Raw genomic sequence first — 19,968 nt, forward strand, 5'->3', positions numbered from 1 at the left:
AGGAGGATATAATTTTTAACGGATTGTTATATGAAGATGCATAAAAAAACTAGGCATCAATTAAGGATGCCTAGCTTATACCTCTTTAATTATGATTCTTTTTCTCTTTTAGTATCTTCTCATACACTTGTTTCATAGCTTGTTCAAATTTTCCGGTTTCCTTTGGCGAGTAGTATTGTTTGTTTTTTATGGTATCAGGTAAATATTGTTGATAAACCCAACCGCCAGGATAATCATGTGGGTATTTATAGTCTACACCTCTACCTAGACTGGACGCTCCTTGATAATGTGCATCTTTTAAATGCTTTGGAATATCACCGCTTTTACCACTGCGAATATCAGCAATGGCAGCATCAAGAGCTTGATATGCTGTATTTGATTTCGGTGATAAGCATAGCTCAACAATGGCAACTGCTAGCGGAATTCTTGCTTCTGGGAAGCCTAATCTTTCTGCCGCCTCTACTGCCGCAACTGCACGAGGACCTGCTTGTGGATTGGCTAGTCCTATATCTTCGTAGGCAATAACGATCATTCTTCTAGCGATTGAATCTAAGTCACCAGCTTCAATTAATCTACCTAAGTAATGTAATGCCGCATCAACATCGCTACCACGAATCGACTTTTGGAAAGCTGATAATACATCATAATGAGCATCACCATCTTTATCGTGGGAAAAGCTCTTGCGTTGCATACATTCCTCTGCAATGTCGATGTTGATAACGATTTCACCATCTTGATTTGGTGGTGTTGATGCCACAGCTAACTCTAACCCATTTAAAGCAGATCGCATATCGCCACCAGAACTTTGTGAAAAGTGCTCTAGCGCTTCATCAGTAAGAATAACTTTCTCATTACCATATCCATTGTCTGAATCAGTTAGTGCTCTTTGGATAGCTTTTTTGACATCTAATGGTGTTAAGGCATGTAATTCAAATATGTGGCAACGACTTCTAATGGCAGGGTTAATTGCGTGGTAGGGATTACTTGTCGTACAGCCTATTAATGTTATTAAATTGCTCTCCAAATGAGGAAGTAGGAAATCCTGCTTTCCCTTATCCAAACGATGTACCTCATCTAGGATTAATACCATGGAACCGGACATTTTTGCTTCTTCTACAACTATTTCCATATCTTTCTTTTTATCAATGACTGCATTTAATTTTCTAACTTGAAGTTTAAGCGTCTTTGCTATCGCTGTTGCCATCGATGTTTTACCAGTACCCGGCGGCCCATAAAGAATCATCGATGCCAGCTTCTCTGCTTTTACCATTCGGTTTATGATTTTTCCTTCCCCAACTAAATGTTCTTGTCCAATGATTTCACTTATATGATTAGGTCTTAGTCGATAGGCTAGTGGTTGATGTTTCATCTTCATCGTCCTTTTATAAATTATAATAGTTTGGTAATCTTAGCCTAAGCTTGATTCGAAAAAAATGCAAGAAGACTAACTTCATGCTATAATACCATGTATTTTAAAGTTTAAGATGATAATGGTATAGTTAATATAGAAGTAATAGGAAAAACGGTAAGGATTAGAGGAGTTATAGTAAATGAAAATTTCAACTAAAGGACGTTATGGGCTGACGATTATGCTGGAGCTTGCACGTAATTATGGAGAAGGCCCAATTCCATTAAAAACAATTGCAAAAGAAAATAGTTTGTCAGAACATTACCTAGAGCAACTGGCTGCACCACTTAGAAATGCCGGACTCATTAAGAGTATTCGAGGAGCGTATGGCGGATATATCTTACCAAAGGATCCAAAAGAGATTAGTGCAGGGGATATCATTCGAGTACTAGAGGGACCGATTGTTTTAGTAGAGGGAATCGAGGATGAGGAACCAGCCAAGCAGGCATTATGGAAGCGTGTTACAGAGGCTGTTAAAGATGTTTTAGATAAGACGACATTGGAAGATTTGGTCAACCATGAGAAGGATGACCCATTAGAAGGATATATGTTTTACATTTGATTTAATGACTAGAAAGGACGAGCGTAATGGAACATATATATTTAGATCATGCTGCAACTACACCGATGGATAAAAGAGTAATTGATGCAATGGTACCAGTTTATGAAGAGGTGTTTGGAAATCCTTCGAGTGTCCATTCGTTTGGCAGAAAAGCGAGGCAATTATTAGATGAAGGAAGGCGAGTTCTTGCTGGAAGTATCCATGCTAATGAAAAAGAGATTATTTTTACTAGTGGCGGAACCGAGGCAGATAATCTTGCCTTAATTGGAACAGCAAAAGCGAACCAGCATAAAGGAAAACACATCATTACGACGGCTATGGAGCATCATGCAACATTGCACACTGCTGAGCATTTAGAAAAAGAGGGCTTTGAGGTAACGTATCTTCCTGTTAAGGAGGATGGGAAGATTTCCGTTAGTGACCTTCAAAATACTTTAAGAGATGACACGATTCTTGTTTCGATTATGTATGTGAATAATGAAACGGGAATCATTCAACCAATTAAGGAAATTGGGGAATTGTTAAAGAATCATCCAGCATATTTCCATACCGACGCTGTTCAAGCCTATGGAACAATAGAGATAAACGTACAAGAGCTTGGTGTGGATTTATTATCTGTCTCTGCACATAAAATAAACGGTCCAAAAGGAATTGGTTTTTTATATGTAAGAGAAGGGATTAAATTGAATGCCTTGCAATTCGGTGGCGAGCAAGAGCGAAAACGCCGCCCAGGGACTGAAAATGTTGTTGGCGTTGTCGGTTTTCAGACTGCAGTAGAAGTAATGATTAGAGAAAGAGAAATTCGTAATACTAAGTATGCAGCATATAAGGAACAGTTTTTACAGGTATTGAAAGAACAAGGCATTAATTTTAGTGTGAATGGAGACATAAATAGCACCATTGCTTCGATTGTGAACGTAAGCTTTCCGGGTGGTAATGTAGAAAAGTTGCTTGCTAACTTTGATTTATCTGGAGTAGCAGCATCTAGCGGAAGTGCTTGTACAGCAGGTTCGGTGGAACCATCACATGTATTAACAGCGATTTATGGTGAAAATAACCCATGCACAACTAACTCGATTCGATTTAGCTTTGGAGCTGCCAATACTAGTGAAAATGTCGAAGAAGCAGCACATCGTGTTGCCAAAATTATAAAACGATTAGTAAAGTAGGGTGTTCATAATGAAAGAAAATAAAGATATACGTGTTGTTGTAGGAATGAGTGGTGGAGTCGATTCATCAGTAGCTGCACTACTATTAAAGGAACAAGGGTATGATGTAGTCGGTATTTTTATGAAAAACTGGGACGATACCGATGAATTTGGTGTCTGTACGGCAACAGAAGATTTTGAAGATGTTGTTCGTGTATGTAATCAATTGGATATCCCGTATTATTCCGTTAACTTTGAAAAGCAATACTGGGATAAAGTGTTTACGTATTTCCTAGATGAATATAAAGCAGGGCGCACACCTAACCCAGATGTAATGTGTAATAAGGAAATTAAGTTTAAAGCATTTTTAGATTATGCACTAGATTTAGGAGCGGATTATTTAGCTACTGGACATTATGCTCAAGTTCGTGAACATAATGGAAAGTATGAAATGTTACGCGGAGTAGATTCAAATAAAGACCAAACATATTTCCTAAATCAATTATCTAGTGATATTTTAGAAAAAGTTATGTTTCCACTAGGTCACTTACCAAAATCAAAAGTGCGTGAAATTGCCAAAGAACACGGCTTAGCTACTGCTACGAAAAAAGATAGCACGGGAATTTGTTTCATCGGTGAGCGTAACTTTAAAGAATTTCTTAGTGAATATTTACCTGCACAACCTGGTGAAATGCAAACCCTTGATGGAGAAGTGAAGGGAAAGCATGATGGATTGATGTATTATACGATTGGTCAACGTCAAGGACTAGGAATCGGTGGTTCAGGTGATCCATGGTTTGTTGTTGGTAAAAATCTAAAGAAAAATATTCTTTATGTGGAACAAGGCTTCAGTAATGAATATCTATATTCTGATGAACTATTAGCGACAGATGTTAATTGGATTAATCCTGATACAGTAGAGAAAACCTTTACGTGTACGGCAAAATTCCGCTATCGTCAAGAAGACAGTGGGGTAACAGTACATGTATTAGATAATGGTGACTTAAAGGTAGTATTTGATGAAAGTCAACGCGCTATTACACCAGGTCAAGCTGTTGTATTCTACGATGGTGAGGTATGTCTTGGTGGTGGAACTATAGACAAAGTTAAGAAACAAAACAACGTATTAGATTATGTTGGATAGGGAGTACGACAATGAGTAAAATTGCAGAAGCAGTCGAATTAATGAAAGAAAGTAAATATGAAGAAGCAGCTAATCTATTTAATGAATATATCGAAGAAAATCCCAATGATCCGGTTGGGTTTATAAACTTTGGTAATTTATTATTGCATATTGGTGAGCATGAAAGTGCCATTAATTTCTTTCAAAAGGCTTTATCGTTAGATGATACAACTGCTACAGCCTATTATGGGATTGGAAATGCTTATTTTGAAATGGAAGATTTTCCAAAAGCACAACAGAACTTTCTTGAAGCGATTAAATTAGGTTTAGAAGAAGCAGACGTTTACTTTATGCTTGGAATGTCTCATCAAAACCAACAGCAATTTACATTAGCTTTGCCGTACCTTTTAAGAGCAAAGGAAATAACACCTCAAGATGAGGAGGTTGTGTTTCAGTATGGACTTGCTTTAGCGCAGAGTGAATTATTATCGGATGCTAAAAAGGTATTCGAAACGGTGTTAGAATTAAATGAAAGCCATAGTGATGCTTTATATAACTTAGGCGTCATTTCACTATTCGAAGAAGACGTAACTAGTGCATTAGCATATTTTGATGAAGCACTAAAATATAATCCGAACCATGTGCTAGCAGCGAATGGAAAGCGGGTAGCAGAGGAAGCAATAAATTAATTGCGGTATGGAATGTGAGGTATTTAGTATGGACCAACTTCAACCTATGGAAATCGAAGAATATATAAAGGGAGAGCTTCTCTATACAATTTTTCATAATGATGTAGAGCATTTTTCCATTGCCAAGGTAAAAATACTAGATACTAATCTAAACTATGATGAGAAAGAAATTGTCATAAAGGGCTATTTTTCCCAATTGCAAGAAGGGACTGTGTATCGATTTATTGGTCAGCTTGAAAAGCATCCTAAATATGGACAGCAATATAGTGTTACTTCCTATCAAACATTTATTCCAGATACAAAGGATGGACTAATCGCTTATTTATCTAGTGATATGTTTTATGGAATCGGAAAAAGAACTGCCAAGAAGGTTGTCGATCATTTAGGAGAATCTACCGTTTCTTCTATTTTAAATAACCCTTCTATTTTAGATTCCGTGCCAGGGCTAAAGAAAGAAGCTGCTAATACAATTGTTAAGACGTTACAAGAGAATCAAGGCTTTGAACATGTAGTTGTTTACTTAGCAAAGTATAATATTGGGCTTAAAATGGCACAGAAAGTCTATGAACAATATAAGGATGAAACGATAGAGTTATTAGAAGATGATCCATACCGCTTAGTATTTGATGTGGAAGGTTTCGGATTTCAGACAGCAGATGAGATTGCAAAGAAGAATGGATTATCTCTATCCAGCCCCAATCGAATTGGAGCTGGATGTATTTATATATTGCAAAGAAGTGTGCAGGATGGCCATGCATTCTTGCCATTAAACCAATGCCTTGATGAAGTCAGGGCGTTATTAAGTAATCAGGAGTATGTCCTAACAGAGGAAGAAATCAAAAGTACGATAGAAGAGTTAAATAAGGAAAAGAATATAATCCTATATGAAGGCAAAGTATATCTACCGTCTTTATATTATGCAGAAGATGGATTTGCCTCTAGTATTAAACGATTAATTTCGTCTCAGATGGATGAAGCTACTACGCTAGCTGATTTAATGAAGATTATCGGGAAAATTGAAGAGGAAGAAATCCTTAGCTATGGGAAGGAACAGTTTGCGGCTATCGAGCAAGCATTAAAATCAAAACTGATGATTCTTACAGGTGGTCCTGGAACGGGTAAGACCACCGTTATTAAAGGAATTATTAAGGCATATGCTGCTGTTCATAATCTTTCAGTAGACATAGCAGACTATGAGCATAAGAAGGACTTTCCTTTTGTCCTTGCTGCACCAACAGGGAGAGCAGCAAAACGATTAAATGAATCGACAGGTCTTCCAGCTCTTACGATACATCGCCTTTTAGGTTGGAATGGTAGTGAAGGCTTTGAGAAGAACGAGCATGAGCCTTTGAACGGAAAGTATCTCATAATTGATGAGTTTTCTATGGTAGACATATGGTTAGCTAATAATCTATTTAAAGCCATTCCTACGGATATGCAAGTACTAATCGTTGGAGATGAGGATCAACTTCCATCTGTTGGCCCGGGACAGGTGTTAACCGATTTGCTGGAAAATAATCATATTCCAAAAGTAAGCCTACATGAAGTTTATCGGCAAAAAGAAGGCTCAAAGATAATCCAATTAGCTCATAGTATAAAGAATGATACATGCTCAGTGGACAGCTTAACAAATGATAAAGATTTTAGCTTTATTGCTTGCCGGGAGCATCATGTCGTAGACGTCATTACTAAGGTGTTTGAGAAGGCGATGAATAAAGGGCTTGATGTTCGAGATATTCAAGTATTAGCACCGATGTATAAGTCCCAGGCAGGAATCACCATCATTAACAATGCCCTACAAGCATTAATTAATCCAACAGAAAAAGGAAAGCGTGAAGTTAGGCATCATGACACCGTTTTTCGAATTGGAGATAAAGTAATCCAGTTAGTTAATCAACCGGAAGATCATGTGTATAATGGTGATATTGGTGAGGTAGTTGCTATTTTCAGAGAAAATGAAAATACAGAGAATGTAGAGCAATTAGTGGTGTCATTTGATGAACGGGAAGTCGTCTATGAGCGAAAGGACTATGACAACTTAATGCTGGCATATTGTATCTCTATTCATAAATCCCAAGGAAGTGAGTTTCCTATCGTTATATTACCTGTTGTGTCCACGTATAACCGTATGTTACGGAAGAATCTATTATATACTGCGATTACAAGAGGACAGAAATCACTTATAGTATGTGGTGAGAAACAAGCATTTTTACGAGGAATTCAGATGAAGGATACGAATAAACGGTATACATCTTTACAGGAACAGTTAACCGAAAGATTAGGAGACGTACAAGTTTCAAGTGGGGATACAGTAGAAGAGGAATACGATATTTCCCCTTATGATTTCATGTAAGGATGTATATTTTGGAGAAAAAGGGAAAGCATAACATAATACTTATAAATTATTTCCAGGAGAGATTAGTATTTATGTTAATGCGATGCCCGAATTGTAGTAGTAAAGATATAGGAAAAATTGGTTCACAGCAGTACTATTGCTGGAATTGTTTTGTAGAAATGTCTGTATCAGGTAATGAATTAACCGTGCATCAAGTTGAAGCGGATGGCAGTTTAAGCTCGCTCAATGATTTATTTACAGAAGAAGAAAGAAAACTAGAATGGTAATCCTTTAGTTTTGAACAAAAATTCATGACTAAAGGGGTGTACCAGATGTTTTCTCAAAAAAAACCGATTCATTTTCTTTATTATATCGTGACAGGGATATTTGTATTTTTATTTATTTATTTGCTTGTAAAGCTATTTCCTTATTATAAGGCGTTCTTTTCTTTCCTGTTGCATTTAGCAGCACCCTTTTTGATTGCTAGTTTAATCGCCTATTTGCTGTATCCTATTGTCCAGAAAATACATCAATACAATATTCCTAGAAGTATTGCAATTTTACTGATATACATTCTGTTTTTCGGTGGACTTGGCTATTTAATTTATCGTGTCTATCCTGCAGCTGTGGCACAATTACGGGATTTTAATGCGTATTTACCACAGTTAATTGCTATGTATCAAGATCTTATCTATCAGGTTTATGCGTCTACGTCATTTTTGCCGGAAACCGTTCATGATAGGATTGAAGAGACTATTCTGTCGATTGAATCGAGTCTTGACGGATGGATAGGTAAGTTAGTTGGTGGCGTAACCAAAATTATCGATTTTATTGTTTTATTAACGGTTATTCCGGTATTAGTTTTTTATTTCTTAAAGGACTATGAGAAAATCAAAGGATATGTCAAACGGTTTATCCCGTCTAAGTATCGCGATAATTCTAGTAATCTTGTCCATGCCATTGATGAAGGCTTAGGTGGATATTTACGTGGACAATTATTAGTTAGTCTATTTGTTGCTATTGCGTCATATATTGTGTTTCAATTTTTGGGATTGAACTATGCCTTGCTACTTGCTATATTTATGGGCATTATGAATTTCATACCATATTTTGGACCAATTATAGGAGCAGTTCCAGCGGTATTAATTGGTTTAACCGTTTCAGGAAAAATGGTCCTGTTTATCGTTATTGGTGTCTTTGTTATTCAATTAATTGAGAGTAATTTACTCTCCCCATACATCGTTGGTAGAAGTACTAGAATTCATCCCGTTGTCATCATTTTCGCTTTATTACTAGGTGGTAAAATTGGTGGCGTCTTAGGAATGGTAGTGGCTGTACCTGCATTTACGATATTGCGGGTCATTATGAAACATACTTGGATTATGATTAGAGGAAATTGACTTTTTAGGTAAAGTTATCTATAATATCGCTATCAATAATTATTTAATACGATGAAGGTTCTGAGTACATGGCACTCGATTTTCTAGAGAGAGGTTTCCTAGGCTGTAAGAAATCTTAAATTAGAACCATGGAAAGCTAAACCTGAGTACGGCTAATCCCCGTCGGTTTCATACCGTTATCATGCTTAAGTGATGGATAGTAATGTCCATAATTAGGGTGGTACCGCGAATAATCTCGTCCCTGCAAATATTGCAGAGAGGAGATTTTTTTATTGGTGTAATTTCTACATAATAGCGTGTAAATGAACTGTAGCGTGCTAATATGAATTGGACACCCGAAAAATCAATTATGAATAATTTTAAAAGGAGGATATAGATGAAAAAATTAACATCTGCTCAAATTAGACAAATGTATTTGGACTTTTTCCAAGAAAAAGGCCACAGAGTGGAACCAAGTGCTTCACTAGTCCCACAAGATGATCCAACATTATTATGGATAAATAGTGGGGTAGCGACATTAAAGAAATATTTTGATGGTCGTGTCATTCCAGAAAATCCTCGGATTGTTAACGCTCAAAAATCAATCCGTACAAATGACATTGAAAATGTAGGGTATACAGCAAGACACCATACATTCTTTGAAATGTTAGGGAACTTCTCTATTGGAGATTATTTTAAGAAAGAAGCGATTGCATTCGCATGGGAATTTTTAACGAGTGAAAAATGGTTAGGCTTAGATCCCGAGAAGCTATCTGTAACTGTTCACCCGGAGGATGATGAAGCGTATGAAATGTGGTTAAACGATATTAAGCTGCCGAAAGAGCGAATCATTCGTTTAGAAGAAAATTTCTGGGATATCGGTGAAGGTCCAAGTGGTCCGAATACGGAAATCTTCTATGATCGCGGAGAAAGCTATGGCAATGATCCAAATGATCCAGAATTATATCCCGGTGGCGAGAACGACCGATACTTAGAGATATGGAACTTAGTATTCTCACAATTTAATCATAATCCAGATGATACGTATACACCACTTCCTAAGAAGAATATTGATACAGGAATGGGACTAGAACGTATTGTCTCCGTAATTCAAGATGTACCAACTAACTTTGAAACAGATTTATTCATGCCAATTATTAAGAAGACAGAGCAATTAGCAAATGTAAAGTATGGGGTAGCGAAAACGAGTGATACAGCATATAAAGTAATTGCTGACCATATTAGAACGGTTAGTTTTGCGATTAGTGATGGGGCACTACCATCAAATGATGGAAGAGGCTATGTATTAAGAAGACTAATACGTCGAGCAGTTCGATTTGCGAAAGAAATTGGGATCGAAAAACCATTCATGTACGAATTAGTTAAAACGGTTGGAGAAATCATGAAAGATTTCTATCCTACTGTCCTACAGCAACATGACTTTATACAAAATATTATCAAAGTAGAAGAAGAACGCTTCCATGAAACCTTGAATGAAGGGCTAGATATTCTAACTACTATTATTGAAAAAGAAAAAGGGAAAGGTTCAACTGTATTCCCAGGTGAGGAAGTATTCCGACTGTATGATACGTATGGTTTTCCTAAAGAATTAACAGCAGAATATGTGGAACAATTAGGATTTAGTATAGACGAAGCTGGATATGATAGAGAAATGGAAAAACAGCGTGAACGCGCTAGAAACGCTCGACAAAAGGTAGATTCTATGCATGTTCAGGATGAAGTGCTTGGTAAATTAGACGTAGAGAGTGAATTTATCGGATATGATAGGTTAGAATCCGATACGAAGATAGTGGCATTATTGAAGGATGGAGAATTAGTAGATTGTGCTAAGAAAGATGAAGAAGTATTGATTTTCCTACAAGAAACGCCATTCTACGCAGAAAGTGGCGGGCAAATTGCAGACCATGGAATAATCACTAACAGTAATGGGAAGGCTTCTGTGAAGCATGTACAAAAGTCACCTAAATCACAAAACATTCACCGTACTGTTGTAGAAGAGGGTGAATTACGTGTTGGTGATCTTGTTAAAGCGGTGGTGGACTCTGAATCCAGAAACTTAGTAATTAAGAACCATACAGCAACTCATTTACTACACCAAGCGTTAAAAGATGTACTCGGAGCACATGTCAATCAAGCCGGCTCTTTAGTTGCAGCTGATCGACTACGATTTGACTTCTCTCACTTTAATGCAGTTTCTATAGAAGAGTTAAACCAAATTGAAAAAATAGTTAATGAAAAAATTTGGGATTCCATTTCTTTAGATATTAGCTATAAGAGTCTAAAAGAAGCAAAAGAAATGGGCGCCATGGCTTTATTTGGGGAAAAATATGGTGAGATTGTCCGAGTTGTTCGTATTGGTGATTACAGTCTTGAATTATGTGGTGGTATACACGTTCGAAACACTTCAGAAATAGGTCTATTTAAAATCGTTTCAGAAGGTGGAATTGGTGCAGGTACACGCCGTATTGAAGCAGTAACAAGTAAATTTGCTTATCAATTCTTATCAGAGAAGGTACATCTTCTCCAAAATACAGCTCAATTAGTGAAAACAAAAGATGAGAAAGTACCAGAACGTGTCGAGGCACTATTCCAAGAGATCAAAGCATTACAAAAAGAAAATGAATCATTAAGTGCTAAGCTTTCCAATTTAGAAGTTTCCTCTATTTTGGAGCAGGTTGAAGAAGTATCAGGCATTAAAGTGTTAGCTCAAAAAGTTAATGTGAATGATATGAACCAATTAAGAACGATGGTTGATGAGTTGAAACAAAAGCTTGGTTCTGCCATAATTTTATTAGCAACAGAAAGTGGCAATAAAGTTCAACTTGCATCAGGAGTTTCAAAGGATCTAATTGAACGAGGATTACATGCTGGTAATTTAATTAAAGGAGCTGCACAGCTTTGTGGCGGTGGAGGCGGTGGACGCCCTGATATGGCCCAAGCTGGAGGAAAAGATGCGAGTAAAATTAATGATGCATTAGATTTCACAAAACAGTACGTGGAATCGAACCTTAAAGCATAAAAATATTATATTTAATCTTTCAAACATGGTAGAATGAATAGAGAGTCAAAAAGCGGAATGAGGTGTCGTGATGAGTTCAAATGATAAAACCATGAAATTCAACTTTTCGGAAGAGCCATTTGATCGAGATATAAAAGAAATCTTAATGACTGTCCATGAGGCACTTCAAGAAAAAGGATACAATCCCATTAATCAGATTGTTGGTTACTTATTGTCCGGGGATCCAGCATATATTCCAAGATATAAAGATGCAAGAAATTTGATCCGTAGAATAGAACGTGATGAAGTGATTGAGGAACTTGTCAAATACTATCTAGAACAGCAATATAAAAAAGGTATTTAAATGAAGATAATGGGTTTAGATGTTGGCTCTAAGACAATTGGAGTCGCTATAAGTGATGAATTGGGATGGACAGCCCAAGGATTAACAACGATTAAATGGGATGAAAATGATATTCATTCAGCAGATAGTCAATTAAAAACAATAATTGATGAGCATAATATATCAAAAGTAGTCATTGGCTTACCTAAAAATATGAATGGAACGATTGGGGAACGTGGTGAGGCATCACAGCGTTTTGCCGCGTATATGGAAGAAAAGTACAATCTCCAAACAATATTATGGGACGAGCGCTTAACGACGATGGCAGCTGAACGAGTGCTACTCGAAGCAGATGTCAGTCGAAAGAAGCGTAAAAAGGTGATCGATAAAATGGCTGCTATGATGATTTTACAAGGCTATCTTGATCAAAAGTAAAAAGGAGACTAATAATATGGCTATTGAAGAAAAAGAACGCATCATCATTCCTGATGAAAATGGTGAAGAACATTTATTTGAGGTATTATTTACATTTGATGTAGATGATACAGGAAATTCTTACATTGCAGTCGTTCCTGCTGAACAAAAAAATGACGAGGAAGTAGAAGTTTATGCTTTCCGTTATGAAGAAAAAGATGATGAGGATATTTCATTATTTGCTATTGAGTCAGATGAAGAGTGGGATATTGTAGAAGAAATGCTAAATACATTAGCTGAAGAAGAAGAAGAATTGAACGACTAAACGTTATCCAAAAAACAAAGTTAAAAGAACCCCCTACCACTTTACAATGTGATAGGGGATCTTTGTTTTATTAGCTAAAATCATTTTTTAAAGCTTATATCAGTCCTTTACTATAGCATCAGGGAACTTAGGTAATAGCACAATTAAATTGTATTTCTTGGGGAAATAATAGGATACATATGAGCCACTTTTCATGTATAAACGGATAAATCCTAGCGTATATTGTCATTTTTTAGTATAATATACCGGATGAGAGGGGGACGATGAATGTCGAAAGGAAAAGATAAAGGTACTTTTAAAGATAATTTAATTGCTAGAGGTGAAGAAGCACGTACAGTTCGCAAAATAGTAGCAATTGTTATCTTTACCATTATCATTATCCTTGCTATCGGTGGTATAGTTGGATACAACTATGTTAAATCGGCTTTAGAACCAGTGGACCCTGGTAATGAGCAAGGTGTTGAGATAGAAATTCCTTTAGGTTCATCCACTTCAAGTATTGCCAATATACTTGAGGAAAATGAAATTATCAAAAATTCGATGATTTTTCGCTTCTATATAAAGTTTAAAAATGAGTCAGACTTTCAAGCAGGAAACTATACATTCACGAAGTCAATGACGATTGATGAAATTATAGAGTCCTTAAAAAGTGGTCGAATAACGAAGGAACCAGTTTACAGGGTTACTATTCCAGAAGGTCTAACCATTGAAGAAATCGCAAGCATATATGCAGATAAACTTCCGATTACAGAAGAAGAATTCTTGGAAAAGGTAACGGACGAAGCGTATATCAATCAACTTATTGAACAGTATTCCATACTAACGGAGGATATTCTCAATCCAGAACTACGGTTTGCACTAGAAGGATATCTTTTTGCGGCAACATATGATTTCTATCAAGAAGATCCACCAGTGGAATTAATAATTGAAAATATGTTGGACAAGTCTCAAGCTGTCATCAGTCAATATGTTGATAGTATTTCTGAAAGGGGATTATCCTTACATGAGGCGGTAACAATGGCGTCGATTGTAGAGAAGGAAGCAGTGACAGAAGATCAACGTAAAAAAATTGCTGGTATTTTCTTTAATCGATTAGAGATTGGTATGCCGTTACAGACTGATCCAACCGTATTATATGCGATAGGTGGTCATAAGGAAAAGGTGTTATTATCCGATTTAGAGGTGGATTCACCATTTAATACGTACCAGATTAATGGCTTACCTATTGGGCCTATTTCAAATTTCTCGGAAAGTGCATTAGAATCTACCATTAATCCTGAGGAGTCCGATTTTTATTATTTCCTACATGATGAAGATGGTAATATTTATTATTCTGAGACATTAGAAGAACATAACGCATATAAGTCACAATATATTAATTAATCTCGAGGAAGTGTGAAGAATCTATTCACATTTCCCGTTTTTTTGCATGTGGTGTCAGCACGTTTATTACTGATTAAGGATTTAAGCATAAGATTACCACAAATTGGTATCCTAATAGGATAAGCATAAATGAGGGTTAGAAATGGATGAACAGTTATTAAATTATTTGAACCGTCACCTTCCTCCATCAGAGGATTGGGTAAAAGACATTGAACAGCAAGCACATATCGATCGTGTCCCAATTATGGATTCCATTGGGATAAATTTTCTAATGCAGTTAATTCGTTTATCTAAACCGAAGCGAATTTTAGAAATTGGTGCAGCTATTGGGTATTCAGCTTTAAGAATGAGTGAAGCCAATCCAGAAGCTACCATAACAACGATTGAAAGAGATGACAAAAGGTACCAACAAGCAATAGAAAATATTACGAAAAATAACAAGGAAGCGGCAATTAAAATTATACATGGTGATGCCATAGAGGAGTTAACTAGGCTAGCAGAAAGTAATAATACGTATGATTTTATCTTTATAGATGCTGCGAAGGGTAGCTATAAGCGTTTTTTTGAATTATGTTTCCCGCTATTAGCTGATCAAGGTGTAATTATTTCAGATAACGTGTTATTTCGAGGCTATGTCCTTGATCCAAATTTTGACCACCCACGTTACAAGAAAATGGTCGAGAAAATTCGATCGTATAATGAATGGCTGGTAAATCATCCTAGCTTTATCACAACGATATTACCTATTGGTGATGGGGTTGCAATTAGTTATAAAAAATAGAAAAGGGGTAGCAAGATGCAAGACAAACCAGTAGTAATTGGAGTTGCAGGTGGTAGTGGAAGTGGGAAGACCTCTGTAACGAAATCAATCTGCCAGCGATTTTCAGATAAAACAATTCTTGTAATAGAGCAAGATTATTATTATAAAGATCAAAGTGATTTACCGTTTGAAGAGCGTTTAAAAACAAATTATGACCACCCACTTGCTTTTGATAATGATTTATTAATCCAACATATTCATGATTTATTAAATCATAAATCCATAGATAAACCTGTATATGACTACAAGGTTCACAATCGTTCAAAGGAAGTTATTACGGTAGAACCTAAGGATGTAATTATTTTAGAGGGAATATTAATATTAGAGGATCCTCGCTTAGTGGATTTAATGGATATAAAAGTGTTCGTTGATACAGATGCTGACCTTAGAATTATTAGAAGGTTGCTTCGTGATATCAAGGATCGTGGAAGATCTCTTGATTCGGTTATTGATCAATACTTAAACTCTGTAAGACCAATGCATTTACAATTTGTAGAACCGACGAAGCGTTATGCAGATATTATCATTCCTGAAGGTGGAGAAAACCACGTCGCAATTGACATTATGGCGACAAAAATCGCGGATATTTTGTCAAAAAATAAAGAAAATAGTTTAAACAAAAGTATTGAAAAGTAAAATAAAATCTGCCATAGTTATGGATAGTATACTTTTTAGTTGAATTGGGTTATCCCATAACACAATCAAGGTATTCTTGATTTAAAGCAGTAGATAGACAAAGGAGTGTTTTTTATGGCTGTAGAGAAAAGTTATTACATGACACAAGAGGGGAAAGAAAAGTTAGAACAAGAACTTCTTTATTTAAAAACGGAAAGAAGACAAGAAGTTGTTGAACGAATTAAGGTCGCTCGTGATTTCGGTGACCTATCTGAGAACTCTGAGTATGATGCAGCGAAGGATGAGCAAGCATTTGTAGAATCCCGAATTTCTCAGGTTGAAAAGATGATTCGAAATGCAGTAATCATTGAAAATGATAATGAAAATCCTAATATGGTTTCTTTAGGTAAATCCGTGACGTTCCAAGAGCTACCAGATGGTGACGAGGAAACGTATACGATTGTAGGAAGTGCAGAAGCGGATCCTTTTGAAGGTAGAATTTCGAATGACTCACCAATGGCGAAAAGTCTTCTTGGACATGAAGTTGGGGAGGAAGTAGCAGTAGTAACCCCTGGCGGAGAAATCCAAGTAAAAATATTAAAAGTAGAATAGATAAAAAGCGGAGTAAATTGCTCCGCTTTTTGTTTCGATTGCATATAAATTACCTGTGAATCACTCATATTTCTCTATCCTTTAAGATAACTACTTTAAGTTTGTGACAAAACGTAATCACGTTTGTTCTAACTTCTATTTTTTCATGAAAGTGAAACAGGAAAGTAAACAAAGGATATTATTCCTAGCATATAAGTTATGGTAATATAATAAGGTATACATAGGGAGGGAACGATAGAATGAGTGAATTTGATAGAAAATCTCGTGTAAACAAATTCGAAAAAAGACGTAAAAATACAAAGCTAATGTCTATACTAATTGTTGCTGCATGCTTCCTTATTATTCTTCTTTTAGGTTTATGGATTTTCAGTCCTAATGATAAACCTGACGAGAAAGATGAAAGTGCTAATCCTGATCAAGTGTCAGAAGGAGATAACGATATTGAAACAGATGATTCTGAATTAGAGGAGGAATCTACAACGGAAGAGACTTCCCCTGAGGAAGATGAAGAAAATAATGAACCGTCAGAGGAAGATAATTCTAGCCAAGAAAGTGATAACCAATCAGTTGAAAGGAAAACTACAGATCCAGTTGCAGCTGATGATGATAATGTAATTAGTGCATTTACTGCGGATTGGCAGCCGGTTGGTACAGAACAAAGTGGGCCACATACCGTCGTATTCGATGACGGTTCACAAGATAGAATAGAAATGGAAAAGGCTATTCTTTTAGCTACTGGATTAGCTAAAGATGATTTGATTACTTGGTGGGTGAAGCGTGGCGGTGATCAACAGGTGATCGGAACAGTATCAAATAGAGCTGAAACGGAGATATATCGTGTATATATAAGTTGGATAGATAACCAAGGATGGCAGCCGACTTTGGTAGAAGTATTGAAGGAAAACGATGAAAAATGGAGATTTGAATAGTAATAGGAGGATATACATCATGACAATAGGTATCATTGGCGCAATGGATGAAGAAATAGAAATTTTAAAAAAGAAAATGATAGACACAGAAGAGACTATAATCGCTAATTGCGTATTTATAAAAGGTCATTTAGAAGGGAAAGAAGTAGTACTACTTCAATCTGGTATTGGTAAAGTGAATGCTGCCATGGCTACCACGATATTAATGGAAAGATACGCCCCTACGTTTATTATTAATACGGGTTCTGCTGGTGGCTTTTCTTCTAAACTGGAAGTTGGGGACATCGTAGTATCGTCTGAGGTTGTGCACCATGATGTAGATGTAACAGCTTTTAACTATCAATATGGACAAGTTCCAGGAATGCCACCAACATATCAAGCTGATTCCTCATTAGTGGAAAAGACGATGAAGGCAATTGAACAACTAGATATAAATGGTGAGGTTGGATTAATTGCGACAAGTGATTCCTTTATGGATGATCCTGAACGAGTTCGTTTTGTACGTGAGAAATTCCCGAATATGATAGCTAGTGAGATGGAAGCGGCTGCTATTGCACAAGTATCATACCAGTATAATTGCCCATTTGTCGTAATTCGAGCATTGTCTGATATAGCCGGAAAGGAATCTTCTGTATCCTTTGATGCCTTTTTAGAAACAGCAGCAAAAAACGCATCGGCATTAATTATCTTACTGTTAAAAGCCATTTAGATTGGTAAGGTACGGGCTTCATTACTTAAGGTATTACAACATGAAAAAAGGTTAAAAATCGAACTGATTGCATACCTTATTAAGCTAATAGTAAAGGCTGTCGTTGATGCTATCCGACAGCCTTTATAATCTTCTTATCATCATGTAAGCATGCATTTCTTATCCTTTTCGTTCATTACGATAATACTCATGAAATACCTTCATTAAAGCCCTTTTTTCGATACGTGATACATAACTTCTGGATATGTTTAACTTCTTCGCGATTTCTCTTTGTGTCATTTCTTTTTTATCATTCAATCCATAGCGATAAATAATTACTTCTTTTTCGCGTTTATCTAGAATGGAAAAATAATCCTGCATTTTTTCTATTTCCATATTTAATTGGATGTATTCAATGACATTTTCGTTTTCAGCTTGTAAAATGTCAATAAGGCTAATCTCGTTACCTTCTTTATCCTGACCGATAGGATCATGTAATGAAACGTCTTTCTTTACCTTTTTTAAGGCTCTTAAATGCATCAGTATTTCGTTCTCGATACAACGAGCCGCATACGTAGCGAGCTTGGTACCTTTCCCAACAGAGAAGCTCTCAATCCCCTTAATCAAACCAATAGTACCAATTGAGATTAAATCTTCCATATCCTCGCCAGTGTTTTCGAACTTTTTAACTATATGGGCAACAAGTCTTAAATTATGTTCAATTAACTTGTTTCTTGCTTCTTCACTACCATTTTGCATTTCTTCGATATATTTGGCTTCTTCCTCTGAAGATAATGGCTGTGGAAAAGCATGATTTTTTACATAGGAAACAAAGAATAGAGCTTCCTTTATTAGCAATGCAAGGACACTCATTATTCCGGACAAACACATACACCTCCTGACCAGGCTGGGCTATAGCCTATATAAACACAGTATGTCGTTAGAGCGTGTCTTGTGTCTGTCCATTTAAACAAATACAAGCAAAAAATAAGGACGCTTTAAAGGGAGAACATCCCATTTAAAGCGTCCGTTTTTATGATTGACGTTTTCGCATTGCTTCTTCAAATGCATCGGTGCGATTTTTCGTAACGGGCTTAACACCACTAATATGTGCAGCACGACCAATCATATGTGATGAAACCGGAGCGGTTATCAAAATAAATAATATACCGAGTAACAGCTTCCCACTTACGATGTCTTCCTTGACTAATAGGTACAAGAAGGCAGCTAATATGATGCTAGATACTCCAAGTGTGGAAGCCTTCGTTGCTGCATGTAGTCTCGTGAAGATGTCTGGGAAACGTATTATTCCAATAGATGCAGATAATGTTACAAATGCACCAATCAGTAATAATAAGCTAACAACAATATTTATAAGTAATTCAATCCATGTCCCTGTCAATAATAACACCCTTTTCTACATATTTTGCCGTAGCAAGTGTACCAAGGAATCCAAGAATTCCAACGAGTAAAACCACGTCGTTTAAATATGGAGTAGAAAGGTGAATGGCTACAAGACCTGTCAATGCCATGAGATTTATTCCAATTGTATCTAAACTAACGGCACGATCTGGGTTAGTAGGCCCTTTAAACGTACGATAGAGGAGTAGTACTAGTGAAATTCCAATAGCAATTGAACAAACAATAATGGTATATTCCAGGATTAATTCTGTTACTTTTATAGCCTCTTCCATCTATCTTGTCACCTCCAGGATCGCTTTCTCGAAACTTTCCTTTATTTCCTTAACGGATTTATCTACTTCATCAATATCCATCGCATGAATGTACAATATGTCATTTTCATCTGACACAGCAACAGATAGGGTACCAGGGGTTAAGGAAATTAGATGAGCTAAAATAGTAATTTCCCAATTGCTTTTCACCTCTAATGGTAGTGCAAATATTCCTGGTTCTATTTCTGGTTTAGGTGTATAAACCAGTTTAAGAATACCGAGGTTTGATAGGAATAACTCTTTCACAAAAAGAAGAAGAAGCTTTACAATCTTTACGACCCGTATTCCATAAAATCGACCAGGTATAAACCGATTTAGCAAGAGTACTAAGAGAATACCCCAAATATATCCAGCAATAAAGCTTGCTAACGTATACGATTCACTAAGGAACATCCACATGATGGCAATAATTAGGTTAATAATAATTTGAAATGGCATAATCC

The 19,968-nt window shown here is 36.4% G+C and carries 22 protein-coding genes and 1 other annotated feature; of the genes, 17 read left to right on the forward strand and 5 right to left on the reverse strand.

The features are described from left to right. Positions 1–85: 85 nt before the first annotated feature. Positions 86–1,369, reverse strand: coding sequence for a replication-associated recombination protein A (locus MKY78_RS17690; RefSeq protein WP_339214545.1), 1,284 nt, complete (start codon positions 1,367–1,369; stop codon positions 86–88). A 181-nt stretch (positions 1,370–1,550) separates the two neighbouring features. Between MKY78_RS17690 and MKY78_RS17695 the strand changes: the two genes are divergently transcribed. The 17 genes from MKY78_RS17695 (at position 1,551) to mtnN (ending at position 17,813) form a co-directional block, all read left to right on the forward strand. After that, positions 1,551–1,970: an Rrf2 family transcriptional regulator gene (locus MKY78_RS17695; protein WP_186870321.1), complete on the forward strand. Its 420-nt coding sequence runs from the start codon at positions 1,551–1,553 to the stop codon at positions 1,968–1,970. A 26-nt stretch (positions 1,971–1,996) separates the two neighbouring features. Then, the gene (locus MKY78_RS17700) at positions 1,997–3,139 is read left to right on the forward strand and encodes a cysteine desulfurase family protein (RefSeq protein ID WP_339214547.1); all 1,143 of its coding nucleotides are present in this window, start codon (positions 1,997–1,999) and stop codon (positions 3,137–3,139) included. A 10-nt stretch (positions 3,140–3,149) separates the two neighbouring features. Then, positions 3,150–4,262: a tRNA 2-thiouridine(34) synthase MnmA gene (mnmA, locus tag MKY78_RS17705; protein WP_339214548.1), complete on the forward strand. Its 1,113-nt coding sequence runs from the start codon at positions 3,150–3,152 to the stop codon at positions 4,260–4,262. Positions 4,263–4,273: 11 nt separating this feature from the next. After that, positions 4,274–4,930 (forward strand): tetratricopeptide repeat protein, encoded by a 657-nt coding sequence (locus tag MKY78_RS17710; RefSeq protein WP_339214549.1) that lies wholly within the window; start codon positions 4,274–4,276, stop codon positions 4,928–4,930. 28 nt (positions 4,931–4,958) lie between these two features. Further along, entirely contained in the window at positions 4,959–7,283 is a 2,325-nt protein-coding gene (locus MKY78_RS17715) for an ATP-dependent RecD-like DNA helicase (protein ID WP_339214550.1), read from the forward strand. A 74-nt stretch (positions 7,284–7,357) separates the two neighbouring features. Further along, a complete protein-coding gene (locus MKY78_RS17720; RefSeq protein ID WP_186870326.1) occupies positions 7,358–7,552 on the forward strand; it encodes a hypothetical protein in 195 nt (64 codons plus the stop codon). Between the two features lie 45 nt (positions 7,553–7,597). Next, the gene (locus MKY78_RS17725) at positions 7,598–8,665 is read left to right on the forward strand and encodes an AI-2E family transporter (protein WP_339214552.1); all 1,068 of its coding nucleotides are present in this window, start codon (positions 7,598–7,600) and stop codon (positions 8,663–8,665) included. A gap of 42 nt (positions 8,666–8,707) precedes the next feature. Continuing rightward, positions 8,708–8,911, forward strand: a binding site (T-box leader). A gap of 130 nt (positions 8,912–9,041) precedes the next feature. Further along, complete coding sequence (gene alaS / locus MKY78_RS17730; RefSeq protein WP_339214553.1) at positions 9,042–11,684, forward strand: alanine--tRNA ligase; 2,643 nt, start codon at positions 9,042–9,044, stop codon at positions 11,682–11,684. A gap of 70 nt (positions 11,685–11,754) precedes the next feature. After that, entirely contained in the window at positions 11,755–12,027 is a 273-nt protein-coding gene (locus MKY78_RS17735; RefSeq protein WP_186870346.1) for an IreB family regulatory phosphoprotein, read from the forward strand. Then, a complete protein-coding gene (ruvX, locus tag MKY78_RS17740) occupies positions 12,028–12,441 on the forward strand; it encodes a Holliday junction resolvase RuvX (protein WP_339214556.1) in 414 nt (137 codons plus the stop codon). A gap of 16 nt (positions 12,442–12,457) precedes the next feature. After that, entirely contained in the window at positions 12,458–12,745 is a 288-nt protein-coding gene (locus MKY78_RS17745) for a DUF1292 domain-containing protein (protein ID WP_339214558.1), read from the forward strand. Positions 12,746–13,012: 267 nt separating this feature from the next. Then, positions 13,013–14,128, forward strand: a complete 1,116-nt coding sequence (mltG, locus tag MKY78_RS17750; protein WP_339214560.1) for an endolytic transglycosylase MltG — start codon at positions 13,013–13,015, stop codon at positions 14,126–14,128. Between the two features lie 142 nt (positions 14,129–14,270). Next, positions 14,271–14,909 carry an O-methyltransferase gene (locus tag MKY78_RS17755; RefSeq protein WP_339214561.1) on the forward strand — a complete coding sequence of 213 codons (639 nt, stop codon included), beginning with the start codon at positions 14,271–14,273 and terminating at the stop codon, positions 14,907–14,909. Positions 14,910–14,924: 15 nt separating this feature from the next. Then, complete coding sequence (gene udk / locus MKY78_RS17760) at positions 14,925–15,584, forward strand: uridine kinase (RefSeq protein ID WP_186870333.1); 660 nt, start codon at positions 14,925–14,927, stop codon at positions 15,582–15,584. Between the two features lie 114 nt (positions 15,585–15,698). Beyond that, positions 15,699–16,175: a transcription elongation factor GreA gene (greA, locus tag MKY78_RS17765; RefSeq protein WP_186870334.1), complete on the forward strand. Its 477-nt coding sequence runs from the start codon at positions 15,699–15,701 to the stop codon at positions 16,173–16,175. Positions 16,176–16,414: 239 nt separating this feature from the next. Continuing rightward, positions 16,415–17,104 (forward strand): YrrS family protein, encoded by a 690-nt coding sequence (locus MKY78_RS17770; protein WP_339214564.1) that lies wholly within the window; start codon positions 16,415–16,417, stop codon positions 17,102–17,104. A 19-nt stretch (positions 17,105–17,123) separates the two neighbouring features. Beyond that, on the forward strand, positions 17,124–17,813 hold the full coding sequence (gene mtnN, locus MKY78_RS17775) for a 5'-methylthioadenosine/S-adenosylhomocysteine nucleosidase (protein ID WP_339214566.1): 690 nt from the start codon (positions 17,124–17,126) through the stop codon (positions 17,811–17,813). 159 nt (positions 17,814–17,972) lie between these two features. Here mtnN and sigK read toward each other — a convergent pair whose 3' ends face one another. The 4 genes from sigK to MKY78_RS17795 all read right to left on the reverse strand — a co-directional run bounded on the left by sigK (position 17,973) and on the right by MKY78_RS17795 (position 19,963). Then, positions 17,973–18,677: an RNA polymerase sporulation sigma factor SigK gene (sigK, locus tag MKY78_RS17780; RefSeq protein ID WP_339214568.1), complete on the reverse strand. Its 705-nt coding sequence runs from the start codon at positions 18,675–18,677 to the stop codon at positions 17,973–17,975. Between the two features lie 148 nt (positions 18,678–18,825). Continuing rightward, positions 18,826–19,194, reverse strand: a complete 369-nt coding sequence (mnhG, locus tag MKY78_RS17785; RefSeq protein WP_339214569.1) for a monovalent cation/H(+) antiporter subunit G — start codon at positions 19,192–19,194, stop codon at positions 18,826–18,828. Then, positions 19,175–19,486, reverse strand: coding sequence for a Na(+)/H(+) antiporter subunit F1 (locus MKY78_RS17790; RefSeq protein WP_186871461.1), 312 nt, complete (start codon positions 19,484–19,486; stop codon positions 19,175–19,177). Before MKY78_RS17790 ends, mnhG begins: the two co-directional genes overlap by 20 nt. Beyond that, the gene (locus MKY78_RS17795; RefSeq protein WP_186871462.1) at positions 19,487–19,963 is read right to left on the reverse strand and encodes a Na+/H+ antiporter subunit E; all 477 of its coding nucleotides are present in this window, start codon (positions 19,961–19,963) and stop codon (positions 19,487–19,489) included. Positions 19,964–19,968: the final 5 nt, after the last annotated feature.

The organism is Ornithinibacillus sp. FSL M8-0202, from assembly GCF_037975285.1.
GTDB classification, from domain to species: Bacteria; Bacillota; Bacilli; order Bacillales; family Amphibacillaceae; genus Ornithinibacillus; species Ornithinibacillus massiliensis.